The sequence below is a fragment of the Pseudomonas sp. stari2 genome (assembly GCF_040760005.1).
GTDB lineage: Bacteria > Pseudomonadota > Gammaproteobacteria > Pseudomonadales > Pseudomonadaceae > Aquipseudomonas.
The window spans coordinates 4,054,141-4,067,828 of the sequence record NZ_CP099760.1 but is presented as its reverse complement, the minus strand read 5'-3'; the positions used below and the strand labels follow the sequence as shown (position 1 = coordinate 4,067,828).

The 13,688-nt window shown below is 60.2% G+C and carries 13 protein-coding genes; 7 read left to right on the top strand and 6 right to left on the bottom strand.

Features of this window, described 5'->3' with window-relative positions; all coding sequences use genetic code 11:
- Positions 1–32: 32 nt before the first annotated feature.
- The 6 genes from NH234_RS18465 to NH234_RS18440 all read left to right on the top strand — a co-directional run bounded on the left by NH234_RS18465 (position 33) and on the right by NH234_RS18440 (position 7,101).
- Positions 33–497: a (2Fe-2S)-binding protein gene (locus tag NH234_RS18465; protein WP_085732042.1), complete on the top strand. Its 465-nt coding sequence runs from the start codon at positions 33–35 to the stop codon at positions 495–497.
- The gene (locus NH234_RS18460) at positions 497–2,704 is read left to right on the top strand and encodes a molybdopterin cofactor-binding domain-containing protein (RefSeq protein ID WP_367253751.1); all 2,208 of its coding nucleotides are present in this window, start codon (positions 497–499) and stop codon (positions 2,702–2,704) included. The genes NH234_RS18465 and NH234_RS18460 overlap by 1 nt, the downstream gene beginning before the upstream one ends.
- Before the next feature lie 6 nt (positions 2,705–2,710).
- Positions 2,711–3,601: a LysR family transcriptional regulator gene (locus tag NH234_RS18455; RefSeq protein WP_367253749.1), complete on the top strand. Its 891-nt coding sequence runs from the start codon at positions 2,711–2,713 to the stop codon at positions 3,599–3,601.
- Positions 3,602–3,678: 77 nt separating this feature from the next.
- Positions 3,679–5,169 (top strand): helix-turn-helix transcriptional regulator, encoded by a 1,491-nt coding sequence (locus NH234_RS18450; protein WP_367253746.1) that lies wholly within the window; start codon positions 3,679–3,681, stop codon positions 5,167–5,169.
- A gap of 179 nt (positions 5,170–5,348) precedes the next feature.
- Positions 5,349–5,591 carry a DUF1652 domain-containing protein gene (locus NH234_RS18445; RefSeq protein WP_085687595.1) on the top strand — a complete coding sequence of 81 codons (243 nt, stop codon included), beginning with the start codon at positions 5,349–5,351 and terminating at the stop codon, positions 5,589–5,591.
- 913 nt (positions 5,592–6,504) lie between these two features.
- Positions 6,505–7,101: a trimeric intracellular cation channel family protein gene (locus tag NH234_RS18440; protein ID WP_367253744.1), complete on the top strand. Its 597-nt coding sequence runs from the start codon at positions 6,505–6,507 to the stop codon at positions 7,099–7,101.
- A gap of 45 nt (positions 7,102–7,146) precedes the next feature.
- On the opposite strand, the gene NH234_RS18435 is transcribed toward NH234_RS18440, so the two are convergent.
- Both NH234_RS18435 and NH234_RS18430 read right to left on the bottom strand, forming a co-directional pair.
- The gene (locus NH234_RS18435; RefSeq protein WP_085687598.1) at positions 7,147–7,914 is read right to left on the bottom strand and encodes an SDR family oxidoreductase; all 768 of its coding nucleotides are present in this window, start codon (positions 7,912–7,914) and stop codon (positions 7,147–7,149) included.
- A 38-nt stretch (positions 7,915–7,952) separates the two neighbouring features.
- Positions 7,953–9,020: a phosphotransferase family protein gene (locus tag NH234_RS18430; RefSeq protein ID WP_085732037.1), complete on the bottom strand. Its 1,068-nt coding sequence runs from the start codon at positions 9,018–9,020 to the stop codon at positions 7,953–7,955.
- Positions 9,021–9,210: 190 nt separating this feature from the next.
- Here NH234_RS18430 and NH234_RS18425 point away from each other — a divergent pair, with 190 nt between their 5' ends.
- Positions 9,211–9,606 (top strand): DUF4280 domain-containing protein, encoded by a 396-nt coding sequence (locus NH234_RS18425; RefSeq protein WP_085732036.1) that lies wholly within the window; start codon positions 9,211–9,213, stop codon positions 9,604–9,606.
- 1 nt (position 9,607) lies between these two features.
- Here the strand turns inward: NH234_RS18425 and NH234_RS18420 are convergent, their stop codons facing one another.
- The 4 genes from NH234_RS18420 to NH234_RS18405 all read right to left on the bottom strand — a co-directional run bounded on the left by NH234_RS18420 (position 9,608) and on the right by NH234_RS18405 (position 13,642).
- Positions 9,608–10,150 (bottom strand): toxin-antitoxin system YwqK family antitoxin, encoded by a 543-nt coding sequence (locus NH234_RS18420; protein ID WP_085732035.1) that lies wholly within the window; start codon positions 10,148–10,150, stop codon positions 9,608–9,610.
- A 12-nt stretch (positions 10,151–10,162) separates the two neighbouring features.
- On the bottom strand, positions 10,163–12,172 hold the full coding sequence (gene tssI / locus NH234_RS18415; RefSeq protein ID WP_367253741.1) for a type VI secretion system tip protein TssI/VgrG: 2,010 nt from the start codon (positions 12,170–12,172) through the stop codon (positions 10,163–10,165).
- Between the two features lie 50 nt (positions 12,173–12,222).
- The gene (locus NH234_RS18410) at positions 12,223–12,867 is read right to left on the bottom strand and encodes a hypothetical protein (protein WP_367253739.1); all 645 of its coding nucleotides are present in this window, start codon (positions 12,865–12,867) and stop codon (positions 12,223–12,225) included.
- Positions 12,868–13,168: 301 nt separating this feature from the next.
- Complete coding sequence (locus NH234_RS18405; RefSeq protein ID WP_218189723.1) at positions 13,169–13,642, bottom strand: GIY-YIG nuclease family protein; 474 nt, start codon at positions 13,640–13,642, stop codon at positions 13,169–13,171.
- Between the last annotated feature and the right edge of the window lie 46 nt (positions 13,643–13,688).

Genomic DNA, 13,688 nt, shown 5'->3' with positions numbered 1-13,688 from the left:
ACAAAGACGGGCCGCTCTTTTGGAGCCTGACAATGATTGCATTCACGGTTAACGGCGAACGACGCGAGCTGGATGAAGCGTCCCCCTCCATGCCCTTGTTATGGGTGTTGCGTGATCAGTTGAAACTCACCGGCACCAAATTCGGCTGCGGCATGGGCCTGTGCGGTGCCTGCACCGTGCACCTGAATGGCGTCGCGGTGCGTTCCTGCCAGTTGCCGCTGGCCGCCGTCGCGGGCCACAGCATCACCACCATCGAGGGTTTGTCGCCCAACGAAAATCATCCGCTGCAACTGGCCTGGGTCGCCGAAGATGTGCCGCAATGCGGCTACTGTCAATCCGGGCAGATCATGTCCGCCGCCGCGCTGCTTAACACCGGCGCGCCGGTCAACGACGACTCGATCCGCAACGCCATGTCCGGGAATATCTGTCGCTGCGGCACTTACGGGCGCATCAACAAGGCGATCAAACGTGCGGCGAATGCGCCGAAGGAGGCGTGATGAGCCTCATCCACGGCAACGTTGATGAACCCTCGCGCCGGGTGTTTCTCAAGCAGGCGGTGACGGTGGCGTCCGGTCTGGCGATTGCGTTGTATTTGCCTTCCGGAACGGCGGCGACTGAAGTGAAAACCTCGGCCACCGAATTCGAACCCAACGCCTGGGTGCGCGTGCTGCCCGACGGCACGGTGAAACTGGTGGTGCACAAGCACGATTCCGGCACCGGGACCCAGACGGCTTTGGCCGCGTGCGTGGCCGAGGAACTGGATGTGAACCCGATGACCGTGCAGGTCATCACCCCGGAAGATCCGTTCTTTGAAACCTATATTCATCCGGTCTGGAAAGTCTTCTCCACCGGCGGCAGCACCAGCGTGTCGCTGGAATACGATCGCCTGCGCACGGCCGGCGCCACGGCGCGGGCGCTGCTGATCAGTGCGGCGGCGCAGCAGTGGAAAGTCAGCCCCGAGAGCTGCTCCACCGAAGAAGGCCGGGTCGTGCATGCCTCGAGCAAACGCAGCCTCGGATACGGCGAACTGGCCGGCGCGGCAGCGCATCTGCCGGCACCGACCAACGTCACGCTGAAGGATCCGGCACAGTTCAAATACATCGGCAAGTTGCGCCACAAACGCGACGCGGCGGCCAAGGTCTGCGGGCGCTTCAAGTACAGCATCGACGTGCAGTTGCCGGGGATGCTGGTGGCGGTGATTCAGCGTGCGCCGGTGGTGGGCGCGAAGGTTGTCGCGGTGGATTCGGCGGCCACGTTGCAAGTGCCGGGCGTGCGCAAGGTGATCGCGATTCCGGGGCGGCCGGATGTGCTCGGCGGCAACCTCGAAGGCGTCGCAGTGCTGGCCGACACCTTCTGGGCCGCGCAGCAGGGGCGCCAGTTGCTGGAGATCAAATGGAGCGACTCCCCGCTGGCCGGTTTCGACAGCGCCGAGCTGAGCAAAGCACAGATCGCAGCGATCAGCGATCCGGCAACGCAAACCGTCAAAGCCATGGCCCAGGGCGATGTCGCCGGGCAATGGTCGGGCGCGGCGAAGTTGCTCGAAGCCGATTACACGATGCCTTACAAGGTGCAAAACCCGCTGGAGCCGATCTGCATCACCGCGCAGGTCAAGGACAAGGCGATCACCTATTGGGGCGGCGTGCAGGTTCCGTCGTCGGCACTGGAAGCGGCGCAGACCGTGTGCGGCATCGGCAAGGACAAGGTCACGATTCATGAACTGGTGTCCGGCGGCAGCTTCGGTGCGCGGGAAGCCAAATACTGGCTGTTCGAAGTCGCGTATCTGGCGCAGCAGACCGGCGTGCCGGTGAAACTGCTCAACAGCCGCGAAGACGAAATGCGCGCGCTGTTCAATCACCCGGCCACGCTTCATCGGGCGAAGGGCGCACTGGATGCCCAAGGTAAACTCACGGCGCTGCAACTGCATGCGGTGTCGCCAGCCTCGCCGGAACAGTGGGAACCGGGCTATTTCGAGCGCGCGGATCACATGGATTACAGCACCACCGAGGCCATCACCGCGTGGGACTTCGCCTACCGTCCGCCGCACCTGGACCTGACCTGGGTCAAGCACGAAAGCAACGTGCCCAGCGGCTGGTATCGCTCGGTGAGCTTCATTCCCAACGTGTTCGCCGTGGAAAGTTTCATGGATGAACTGGCCCATGCCGCCGCTGAAGATCCGCTGGCGTTCAGGCTGGCCAACATGCAGGAACGGCCACGGCATGTCGCGGTGCTGAAGCAGGCGGCCGAACGCGCCGGTTGGGGCCAGAAACTGCCGCCGGATACGGCGTTGGGGATCGCCACCAATCAGGGCTACACCAGTTTCATCGCCGTGGTGGCGCGGGTCACGAAGGTGGACGGCAAGGCCCGGGTCGAGAAGTTGACCTGTGTGGTCGATTGCGGTCTGGCGGTGTCGCCCGGCGGGGTCGAGGAGCAGATTTACGGCGGATTGATGTGGGGCCTCGGTCATGCGCTGTTCGATCGTCTCGACATCCAGCAGGGCAGGGTGGTGCAGAGCAACTTCCACGACTATCGCGTTACGCGGATGTCCGACATGCCGCCCGTGGACATCCTCGTGCTCGATGGTCAGCCGGACAAACCGGGCGGCGTTGGCGAGCTGGGCAGCCCGTCGGTGGTTCCGGCGATTGCCAATGCGCTGTTCAGCCTGACCGGGGTGCGTCAGCGTTCCACGCCATTGAACCTGGGGTAAGCCACCATGGACCTGCGTTTGCTGCGGTACTTCATGGCGCTGGCCGATGAGTTGCACTTCGGCCGTGCCGCCGAACGGCTGCACATCTGCCAGCCGCCCCTGAGCCAGCAGATCCGCTTGCTGGAGGAAGAACTTGGCACGCCGCTGTTCGAGCGCAGTCATCATCGGGTCGAGCTGACGGCGGCGGGGCAGATGCTCAAGGAGCAGGCGCCGCTGGTGTTCGAACAACTCGAGCGGGCGCTGGACCTGACCCGCCAGACCGGGCGCGGGCAACTGGGCGAGCTGGAAATCGGCATGATCAGCTCGGTGATGGTCGGCGTACTGCCCAAAGCGCTGCACCTGTTTCGCGAGCGCTACCCGCAGGTGACCTGGCGTCTGCATGAGATGACCCCGGCGGCGCAGGTCAAGGCGTTGAAGGAGAAACGCATCGACGCCTGCGTGTTCCGCGTCGGTTATGACGATCCGCAATTACGCAATGAACTGCTGATCCATGAGCCAATCCATGTGGTGATGCCGCAGGATCACCCGCTGGCCCGACGCGAGGTGCTGGCGCCGGCTGATCTGGCGCAGGAGCCGTTTGTGGCGCTGGAATTGAAGCAATCGCGGTTCGCCAATTTTCTCTATCAGTGCTGCATTCAGGCCGGGTTCACCCCGCAGATCCGCCAGCAGGTGATCGAGGTGCAGACCTTGCTCAGTCTGGTCCGTGCCGGGTTCGGCGTGGCGCTGTTGCCGGCGTCCATCGAACAACTGGCGCCGGCCGGACTGGTGTTCCGGCGCCTGACCCCGGCGCTGCCGCAAGTGCCGCTGTACGCGACCTATCGGGCGGACGATGCCTCGCCGGTGCTCAAGCTGTTTCTCGATACGCTGCGGGAACTGGTGGATCACCCATCGCGCTGACCAAGGGCAAAATTGACCGGCACGATCACAACGGCCTGCGGTCGTAATCTTCACATGAGTGTACTTGTGGAGAGCCAATGAGCCGGGACGTCCTGACCACCGAAACCAATCGCCGTCAGTTGCAACAGATCATCGCCGGTCTGTCCGACGGGGTGATTCTGCTGGAACTCGACCAGACCATCCTCTGGGCCAACGAAGCTGCGCTGGCGATGCATGGCGTCAGTCGCATCGGCGAGTTGGGCAACAATGCCGGGGAGTATGCCGAGCGCTTCAACCTGCGTTATCGCAACAACCACACGCTGACGCCGGAGCAGTACCCGATCAGTCGCGTGGCGGCTGGGGAAACTTTCAGTGACGTGCTGGTGGAAGTCACCCCGCACAGTGATGAAGAACGCACCTGGGTGCACAGCGTGCGCAGCATGGTGCTGACCGATCGTGACGGCGAGACCGAATCGCTGGTGCTGATCATGAGCGACGTCACCGATTGGGCCAACGCCGAGCAGCGCTTCGAAAAAACCTTCAACGCCAACCCCGCGCCGGCGGTGATCTGCCGCCTCAGCGATCTGCGTTACATCAAGGTCAATCCGGGGTTTCTGGAGATGACCGGCTACACCCGCGATCAGGTGATCGGCGCCTCGACCTATGAACTGGATATTCTCGAACAGGCCGAGCGCAAGGACCTGGCCATCCAGCGCCTGCGCGATGTCGCGACCATTCCGCAGATGCAGGCTGAGTTGCGCTTGCCGGACGGTGGCAGCAAACAGGTGATCGTCGCCGGCCAGCCGCTGGTGCTCAACGACGAAGACTGCATGCTGTTTTCGTTCGTCGACATGGAGCTGCGGCACAAGGCCGAGGTCGCCCTGCGTCAGAGTGAGGAACGGTTCGCCAAGGCCTTTCGCCTGACCCCGGTGCCGATCCTGATTTGCAGCGCCGACGAGCAGCGGCTGATCGACGTCAATCAGGCCTTTCTCGATACCCTGGCTTACGAGAGCGACGACGTGCTTGGCAAGACCGTCGCGCAACTGGATTTCATCGATGAACCGGCGGAACGCGCCCGGTTGCTGGCAGCGTTGGAGAAGAGCGGCCGGATCGATCGCGTCGATATGCGGATCCGCAGGAAAGACGCCGAATTGCTGGAGTGCGCGGTATCCGCTGACACCGTCAACATTCAGGACACTGTGTGCTATCTGCTGGTGCTGATGGATATCACCGAGCGCAAGCGTACCGAGCTCGAACTGGTGGCGGCGATTGAAGAGGTGATGAAGGATGCGTCGTGGTTCAGCCGTACGCTGATCGAAAAACTGGCCAATGTGAAGAAGGTCAATTCGCCGCAACTTCCAAGTGTGTCGTTTACCGACCTGACGGCTCGCGAGCGTGATGTGCTGGGGTTGATCTGTGAGGGGTTGGCGGACAAGGAGATTGCTGCGCGCTTGAAACTGGCGCCGAACACGGTGCGCAATCATGTGGCGACGGTGTATTCGAAGCTCGATGTGCACAGTCGCAGTGAGGCGATTGTCTGGGCGCGGGAGCGTGGGTTGTTTTCGGGGGGCGGCCGGGGGCAGCGGTAAGGTGCAAATGCACTAGTTCATGGGGTGCAAATTCGGGTGTTTGATCGGGCGGGCTGTTCTTAGTCTGGTGGGGTGCGATGCGTTTTTATCGTGATCGTGCCTTTTTGGAACCTGCTAATGGATCAGCCCTTTATGAATGTGTTGTTTGTTGTTGAGTCTGGTTGTGTGGAGCTGGCGCAATGATTTATCTGGCGCAGTTGCGGGCTCGGCTTGAGCGTAGTTTTTCGCCGTTGGCTTGTGAGTGTGTGGTGGATGGGGATCATTCGCTTACGGTGAAGTTGTATCACCCGGCTTCCGGGCAGGTTGATCTGGTGATCAGTGGGTTGAGTCTGGATGCCTTGCGCACGCCGGAAGCGGTGGATGCCTTGATTGATGAATTGCGGTATGAGCTTGAGAGTAATTCTTTGCGCTCGTCCGGGTGAACTTGGCGGCCTTTGGGCCGACCAGCTCAGGGGGGGATGTGAATATCCGTTGCTGTGGTAACGGCTTCTTAGGGTTTCGCCCTTACGGCGAGTCACCTTTTCCAAACGCCGAAAAGGTAACCCAAAAGGCTTTACCCTGACGTACGGCCCTCGCTGTGGCTCGGGTTCCTTCGCTCCGGGATTGATCCGGGGGGCATCGCCTACGGTTTGCTTCGCTGCACCTCCTCTCGATGTGTTTGGCTTCGCCAAACGGTCGCTGCGCTCCCACCCCCGGATCAATCCCTTCACTCAGCCTGCCGACGGGCCCTGCGATCAAAAGCGGTACTCGAGCTAACGCTCATCGTGTTGAGTGGTGGGAAGCAAAAGCAAACGCGTAAGTCGAGTTGATCGTTCCCACGCTCGGCGTGGGAATGCAGCCCGGGACGCTCTGCGTCTCAATCCGACGTTCAACTGTGGGGGATGGCTTGTCGGCGGTGGCGATGGATCAGTCGACTCATCCCGAAAATCGACAGCAAATCCTGCCAGTTCGAGCCATTTCACTGGCACTTGCAGTCCACTGGTCTATAAGGAATGAGTGGTTCGGTTTCCATAACCGGGTATTTGCACGCTCGGCGACGGGAGTTTTTCTTCCATTTATCGCGGGTCATCCTATGAACAATCCTGGGAAACGCGTGTGTTTTTCGTTGTTGTCGGCTTTAGGTCTGGTGCTGCTCAGTGGTTGTGCCAGTCCTCCACCCCCTCCGCCGGCAGCGCCGCCTCCGCCACCTGAACGCACCTGTCAGGTGATGGAAAACACCGAGGTCGCCGGTGACATGTATGCCGACGGACAGGTAACCCGACACATCACCAAGACGCGTTGCGTCACTCAATAACGCACGCGCCGTCGAAGGCGCGGGTCGAGTGGATTGTGCTGGTGGCCGATCTGGTCGGCACCGCGGTGTTTGCCGTTGAAGGCGCCATTGCGGCGATGCACGCTCAACTCGATCTGCTGGGCGTGATGGTGATTGCGTTCATCGTTGCGCTCGGTGGCGGGGTGACGCGTGATCTGTTGATCGGCGCTACGCCGCCCAAGGCCGTGGCTGACTGGCGTTATCCGGCGCTGGCGTTTGCCATGGGCGGGGTGGCATTTGTTTTTCATGAGCGGGTGCTGGGCTGGTCCGGTTCGACCTTGATCGTGCTGGATGCGGCGGGGCTGGCGCTGTTTGCCGTGGCCGGGGCGCAGAAGGCGTTGAATTTCGGCATTTCGCCGTTTGTGGCCATGCTGATGGGCACGATTACCGGCGTCGGTGGCGGGGTGCTGCGGGACATTGTGCTGGCGCGGGTGCCGGTGGTGTTGCAGGCGGATTTGTATGCCAGTTCGGCATTTGTCGGCGCGGCGGTGTTGATCATCGGGCGCAGACTGGGCGTTTCGCCGGTGGCGGCTGCGTTGCTGGCAGGGGCGGCGTGTTTGTTATTGCGCTTGTTGTCGGTGCATTTCGGCTGGCAGTTGCCGAAGATTCTGGAGGCATGAAAAAGGCAGCCCTTGGGCTGCCTTTTCGTTTGCTTCAGCGGCGGATCAGGACAGGAAGCCGCCGTCCACGTTCAGCGAAACGCCGGTGGTGTAGCTTGAGGCGTCGCTCGCCAGGTACAGCACGGCGCCGGCCATTTCGCTTGGGTCGGCCACGCGCTTGAGCGGGATTTGTGTCAGGGCCTGTTTCAGGATTGCGTCGTTCTTGACCAGGGCCGAGGCGAACTTGGTGTCGGTCAGGCCCGGTAGCAGGGCGTTGCAGCGGATGCCGAATTGCGCGCATTCCTTGGCGAAGACTTTGGTCATGTTGATCACGGCAGCCTTGGTCACCGAGTAGATGCCCTGGAAGATTCCCGGCGAGATGCCGTTGATCGACGCCACGTTGATGATGCTGCCGCCACCGTTCTCACGCATCAGCTTGCCGGCCTCCACCGACATGAAGAAGTAGCCGCGGATGTTCACGTCGACGGTTTTCTGGAAGGCGCCGAGGTCGGTGTCCAGCACGTTGCAGAATTGCGGGTTGGTCGCGGCGTTGTTGACCAGGATGTCCAGGCGGCCGAACTGTTCCTTGATCCCGGCGAAGACCTGGCTGATCTGTTCCATTTCACCGATGTGGCAGGCGACGGCGGTGGCCTTGCCGCCGGCGGCGATGATGGCATCGGCTACGTGTTGGCAGCCTTCGAGTTTGCGGCTCGAAACGATCACATGGGCACCTTGCTGGGCCAGCAGTTTGGCGATGGCTTCACCGATGCCACGGCTGGCGCCGGAGACGAAAGCGATCTTGCCGTCGAGGTCGAACAACTGAGTCTTGGACATGGGATTCCCTTGTAGTAAGCCTTGTTATAACGCCGTCATCAGAGGCTGGATTTGGCAATGACCTGCAGGCTCATCTGCTCCAGCAGTTTGTTCATGTGAATGAACTGCGCGAAGCGTTTGTCCTGGGTCTGGCCATGGAAGAAGCGGTAGTAGATCTGCTGCACGATCCCGGCCAGGCGGAACAGGCCATAGGTGTAGTAGAAGTCGAAATTGTCGATCTGGATGCCCGAGCGCTCGGCGTAGTAGTCGACGAATTCGCGGCGGGTCAGCATGCCCGGGGCGTGGCTCGGCTGGCGGCGCATCAGTTGCACCGGTGCCGGGTCGTCGGCCTGGATCCAGTAGGCGAGGGTGTTGCCCAGGTCCATCAATGGATCGCCGAGGGTGGTCAGTTCCCAGTCGAGCACGCCGATGATCTGCATCGGGTTATTCGGGTCGAGGATGACGTTGTCGAAGCGGTAGTCGTTGTGCACGATGCTGGAGGTCGGGTGGTCGGCCGGCATCTTGTCGTTGAGCCAGGCTTTGACCTGTTCCCAGTGCGGCGCGTCCGGGGTCAGGGCTTTTTCGTAGCGTTCGCTCCAGCCTTTGATCTGGCGGGCGACGTAGCCTTCCGGTTTGCCCAGATCGCCGAGGCCGCAGGCGTTGTAATCGACCCGGTGCAGTTCGACGAAGCGGTCGATGAAGCTCTTGCACAGGGCTTCGGTTTTCGCTGCGTCCAGGCCCAGTTCCGGCGGCAGGTCCGAGCGCAGGATGATGCCCTTGACCCGCTCCATCACATAGAACTCGGCGCCGATCACCGATTCATCGGTGCAATGCACGTAGGCTTTCGGGCAATACGGGAAGCCGTCGCGCAACTGGTTGAGGATGCGGAATTCGCGGCCCATGTCGTGGGCGGACTTGGCCTTGTGGCCGAACGGCGGACGGCGCAGGACGAATTCCTGGTCCGGGTATTCCAGCAGGTAGGTCAGGTTCGACGCGCCGCCGGGAAACTGGCTGATCTGCGGCGTGCCGGTCAGGCCCGGAATGTGCGCCTTGAGGTACGGATCGATCAGGCTGGCATCGAGTTCTTCGCCAGAGCGGATACGGGTGGACTGGTCAGTAAGCGCCATGCTTATCCCTTCTGCTTATTTTGGAGGCCAGACATCATTGGCTAATCTAATGGCGCGCTCGGGCGGTCACAAGCGCGGTTCGGTCTTATAGGTTAGCGTGTTGCACGATAATCACCTTTGGGAATGTGCGCGGCGGGCCGCTGGCGACTAAGGTTTAGCGGGTATGCCGTGTCCAGGAAGGAGCTTTGAAATGGGCTGCCCGCAAGTCTGTGCCAGCGCCACCCTGCAATGCAGTTTCGGTGCTGCGCCGGCGGTGCTCAACGTGCTGCCGGTCAACCGCACGCTGACCGGCGGGATGCCGGCGGCGAACATCATGGATCACATTCCGCTGGTCAACGTCACCACGTTCGGCATGTGCATGAGCATGGCCAACCCGATGGTCGCCGCTGCCACGGCTGCTGCGCTGGGGGTGTTAACGCCGATGCCGTGCATTCCCGCCACCGCCTCTCCGTGGATTCCCGGCGGTGCGCCGACCCTGCTGCTGGGCGGGATGCCGGCGATCGATGCCAACAGCACGTTGATGTGCAACTGGGCGGGGGTGATCAAGATCGTGATGCCGGGGCAGATGCAGATGTTGATTCCCTGAGTCAGGCCTGCTGCGGATCCGTCCATTTGCGAAACCACCAGCGCACCCGGGAAATCGGCTTGCCATCGGCATCCAGCGGTCGCCCATCCTCGGCAAATCCCTGTTCGGGTTCCATCAACTGCCCATTCAGATAACGTGCATCCACCGCCGGTTTGCCGTTGGGATGAAAGCGTTGATAACGCCCCTCACGCACGCCGTCGCGATAAAACTCGGCCTCTGCCACTTGCCCGTCGGGAAAGTAGTTGAACGCCTCGCCATGCAACAAACCGCGCCGATAGGTTGCCTTGCGCTGCAGCCAGCCTTCGGGCGCGTAGAAACTGGCGACGCCTTGCAGCTTGTCGCGCACGAACGGCATCTGCGCCGAGACCCTGCCGTTGGGGTGGTAGAGCAGGGATGTGCCCTGTAATTCTCCCTGGCTGTAATTCAGGTCTGCCTGTTGGCGACCGTCTTCCTTGATGTTCAGCGGGCCGTCGAGCTGGCCGTCCTGCAATCGCCCCTTGAGGTGTTTGTCGTTCTGCTGCAGATCCAGCGGTGTGATCGCCATGGCTTCTCCTTGTCAGTTGACCTGTACCAGCCCGCCCTTGATGGTCAGCATGCCGCCGCCGTCCACGGTCTGTGAGGCCGCGCCCTTGTTGGTCAGGCTGATGCCGGCGTCGTTGGTCAGCGTGGTTCCGGCCTTGTTGTCCAGCGAAGTACCGGCCTGATTGGTCATGGCGGTCCCGGCCTTCTGAGTGATCGAGGTGCTGGCCGAAGTCGCCAGATCCGCGCCGCTCTTGATCGTGAAACTGCCACCGCTTTGCAGCGTGAGGGTGCCGCTGACCTTGATCGTCAGGTTGCCGTCCACCGTCAGGCTGTAATCGCCCGTGACCTTGTCGGTGTAATTGCCGCCGGTGCTGTGGTTCTGATCGGCGCCGACTTTCACGGTGCGGCTGTCTTTCACATCGAGGCTGTCGCTGCCGGTCTGAATCGTCACGCTGCGTTTGCCTTTTTCCAGCGTGACGGTCTCGTCGCCGTCCTTGACCGTGCGGGTGCGGGCGTTCTGCACCGTCAGGGTTTCGTCGTGGCCGACCGTTGCGGTGGTGTCGTTGAGCACGTTGATCTTCAAGTCTTTCTGCGCCTGCAGGAACACCTCTTCGGCATCCTTCTTGTCCTCGAAACGCAGCTCGTTGAAGCCGCCGCCACCCTTGGACGATTGGGTCTTGATCCCCGATTGGGTCTGGTTCGCCGGCAAGGTGTAGGGCAGGGCGTTGTCGCCGTTGTACACGCAACCGGTGACCAGCGGCCGGTCCGGATCGCCGTCGATGAAGGTCACGATGACTTCCTGGCCGATACGCGGCACGAACTGCATGCCGAAACCCTTGCCGCTCCACGGCAACACCACACGCACCCAGCAGGAACTGGCTTCATCGTTCTTGCCGTCGCGATCCCAGGGGAACTGCAACTTGATCCGGCCGTACTCGTCGGTCCAGATTTCCTCGCCGGACTTGCCTACGACGATCGCGGTCTGTGGATGCATGCGCGGTTTCGGTGTGGTGCGGGGCGGGCGAAACGGCGTGGCTTTGGGGATGGCTTCGAAGCGGTTGCGATAGCTTTCGTGGCTGGCGTCGTGGGTGACTCGCGTGACGACCCAATCGATGTTCAGACTCGCGTCTTCGTGGCCGTCGAGAGTGAACCAATGGCCGGGGATCAACCAGCGGCAGTCGCTCTCGCCAACAAAACGTTTCTCTTCACTGCGCAGCCCGTCGACCCGTTGTTTGGTCAATGCGTCGCCCCGAGCCTTGGCGTTGTAACCACCCGGATGCTCATAGAAGGAACGCGGCCCGGCAACCGCCTCGGCCTGGCCGAAGAGTGACGTGGTCGGCGTGGTGAACTCGTAATCCGTTGCCTTGTACACCCCGGCCACAGCTTGCAGGCACACTTGACCCGAGCGGATGCCATGCAACTCGCGCTCGCCCATTTGTTGAGCCAGATACTTGACCTTCGGGCCGTTGGGGATCTGCACGAAGGCGTCATTGCTGTCGCCCAGCACCAGCGTGTGCTTGCCCTCGTCGTGGGTGAAAAACCAGAAGATGCCTTCCTCCTCCAGTAGCCGTGAGACGAAGGCGAAGTCGGTTTCGCCGTATTGCACGCAGTATTCGCGGGGGGTGTAGCTGCCGGTCAGCGAGAGTTTGAAATCGGTGAAGCCGTGGGCCTTGAAGATCGTGGTCACGATGTCCGAAGTGGCGAGGTTCTGGAATACGCGGTTGTTGCTGGCCAGGGTCAGCCACCAGAGCCATGGCCTTAGAACCAGCTGATAGCGCTCGGCGGTGGCGTCGGCGGGGAGTTGACGGATCTCCGCGACCAAGGCGTCGAACGGGCGCAGTTGCGCGTCGTTGTGCAGGGTGGTGGTGACGTGGCTGGCGATGGCGCTGGTCAGGGTGAGGGAGGTGCCGTCGTTGAGGCCGTTGATGATTTGCAAGCTCAATACGTTGAGCGTTTCCTCCCCGGAAAATGACTCAGGGTAAAGCGCCGAGAGCGAGGTGGCAGTGAGGGAGAGGGTGGTGTTGTTGTCGGTGGAACGAGGCATAGGAGTCTCACTTATATTTAAAGCCGTGAGGAGCGTCTGTTTCTCCACATCTAATCAAGTACTATTTGTTCAATGTATTTGTACGAAATGCCATTCTTCCAGGGTGTTCCATGGCTGTATTGGTTGTAGATGACAGTGGAGTTTAAAAATATTTGGGCAGGTAACGTGGCCTGGATAATAGTCTGTATCTGGTTAAGCACTTTGGTCGAAGTGTAAGCGTTTTTGCCGGTTCCAGTTTTTTTTGAATAAAACTGTAAGTTGTTGCCGTGAGAGAAATGATGTTTGTAAAGCGTCGGTACTGCGTGCTCCACCCAAGGGTCAACAGCAATCCATTCGTCGGTGTTTGTGCCGGTTAAACCAATCAAAGCAAATGTATGCCCAGGTACATAAGCCCAGGCGGATTCGTGAAGGTTGTCGAGCAGGTCACGGCAATATGCATATGAAATGGCTCCCGTCTGATCGCAGTTCCCTCCGCCTGTTTGCTGTGCTATGGCAATGATCCTTCGGGGTCTGAAAGGGCCGAACGCATTTCCGTAGTTGTAGCTTAACGCTGTTGCGAGATGATTTAGTCCCGTAACGTTTGAGTGTGTTTGATTTCCGCTTCCGTTGATTAATAAGTTTTTTACATCGGTTATGACGCGCTCGCCCACTCTCAATAAATTCATCTGGTCGGACGTAACGAGGTGATCTGGCATGATGTTTACAATCCTTTGTTGTGTTTATCAAATGCCCTGTTCTTCAGTTGCATGAGGGCGGTTAGTCTTCATTGAAATGGCAGCGAAAAACCTGCTTATGTCCGTATTTCATCTAATTTTCTGTTTCCTTTGCTGTTTCCCGTCAGTCAGTGACGGATGGCTTGATGATGTATGAAAAATCCGCCGAACATATTTTGTCGAGTGTAAAAAAGGGGACGAATTTATTTGTTTCATAAATAAATCTGTCCCCTTTGATTTCAATGTCCTTGTTTTTCCTTACAGGCCCGGGCGCTGGCGTTTTTCACCATGCGTTGATCATTCCCACATTCCATATCGCCTGATGAAACCCGGCCAGGTACAGGCCGCCCATGGCCCCCCAGGTCAAGCGGACGGTAATGGGATTTGCAGTCGGATTGGCATACGGGGCTACGGCCATGGCGTTGTTGGAAACGGTACCGCCGGCACCCAGTTGAGTGATGACAAAGCGAATCAGCAAGCGCTCCAGGTTTACCGCGACACCATCGATCAATGCATTGAATGCAGCCGGAGGGGCGGGTACTGCAAGCACGGGAGCGGGAGCGACGCCAAAGACCGGAGCGGTATTCTGGCAAGTGGTTGTTCCCCAGGTGACGCCGATTCTGGCCATTTCGGCCGGCAAAAAACCGGTCTCTGTAATCGTCGCCAAGCGGGTGTTGAAGCGTGTGCCTATATCGTTGGCGATACCGATGTAGCGGTTGTTGGAGTTGGAGTTGACAATGATGTACGTCCCCGCCATGCCATACATTCCACCTGGCAAAAGCGCGTTTCCAAAACCTCCAGCG

Bases quoted from the DNA above. Each gene is read 5' to 3' on its own strand.
- NH234_RS18465 (WP_085732042.1), top strand. From the start codon at position 33: ATGATTGCATTCACGGTTAACGGCGAACGACGCGAGCTGGATGAAGCG.
- NH234_RS18460 (WP_367253751.1), top strand. From the start codon at position 497: ATGAGCCTCATCCACGGCAACGTTGATGAACCCTCGCGCCGGGTGTTT.
- NH234_RS18455 (WP_367253749.1), top strand. From the start codon at position 2,711: ATGGACCTGCGTTTGCTGCGGTACTTCATGGCGCTGGCCGATGAGTTG.
- NH234_RS18450 (WP_367253746.1), top strand. From the start codon at position 3,679: ATGAGCCGGGACGTCCTGACCACCGAAACCAATCGCCGTCAGTTGCAA.
- NH234_RS18445 (WP_085687595.1), top strand. From the start codon at position 5,349: ATGATTTATCTGGCGCAGTTGCGGGCTCGGCTTGAGCGTAGTTTTTCG.
- NH234_RS18435 (WP_085687598.1), bottom strand. From the start codon at position 7,914: ATGTCCAAGACTCAGTTGTTCGACCTCGACGGCAAGATCGCTTTCGTC.
- NH234_RS18430 (WP_085732037.1), bottom strand. From the start codon at position 9,020: ATGGCGCTTACTGACCAGTCCACCCGTATCCGCTCTGGCGAAGAACTC.
- NH234_RS18425 (WP_085732036.1), top strand. From the start codon at position 9,211: ATGGGCTGCCCGCAAGTCTGTGCCAGCGCCACCCTGCAATGCAGTTTC.
- NH234_RS18420 (WP_085732035.1), bottom strand. From the start codon at position 10,150: ATGGCGATCACACCGCTGGATCTGCAGCAGAACGACAAACACCTCAAG.
- tssI (WP_367253741.1), bottom strand. From the start codon at position 12,172: ATGCCTCGTTCCACCGACAACAACACCACCCTCTCCCTCACTGCCACC.
- NH234_RS18410 (WP_367253739.1), bottom strand. From the start codon at position 12,867: ATGCCAGATCACCTCGTTACGTCCGACCAGATGAATTTATTGAGAGTG.
- NH234_RS18405 (WP_218189723.1), bottom strand. From the start codon at position 13,642: ATGGCGGGGACGTACATCATTGTCAACTCCAACTCCAACAACCGCTAC.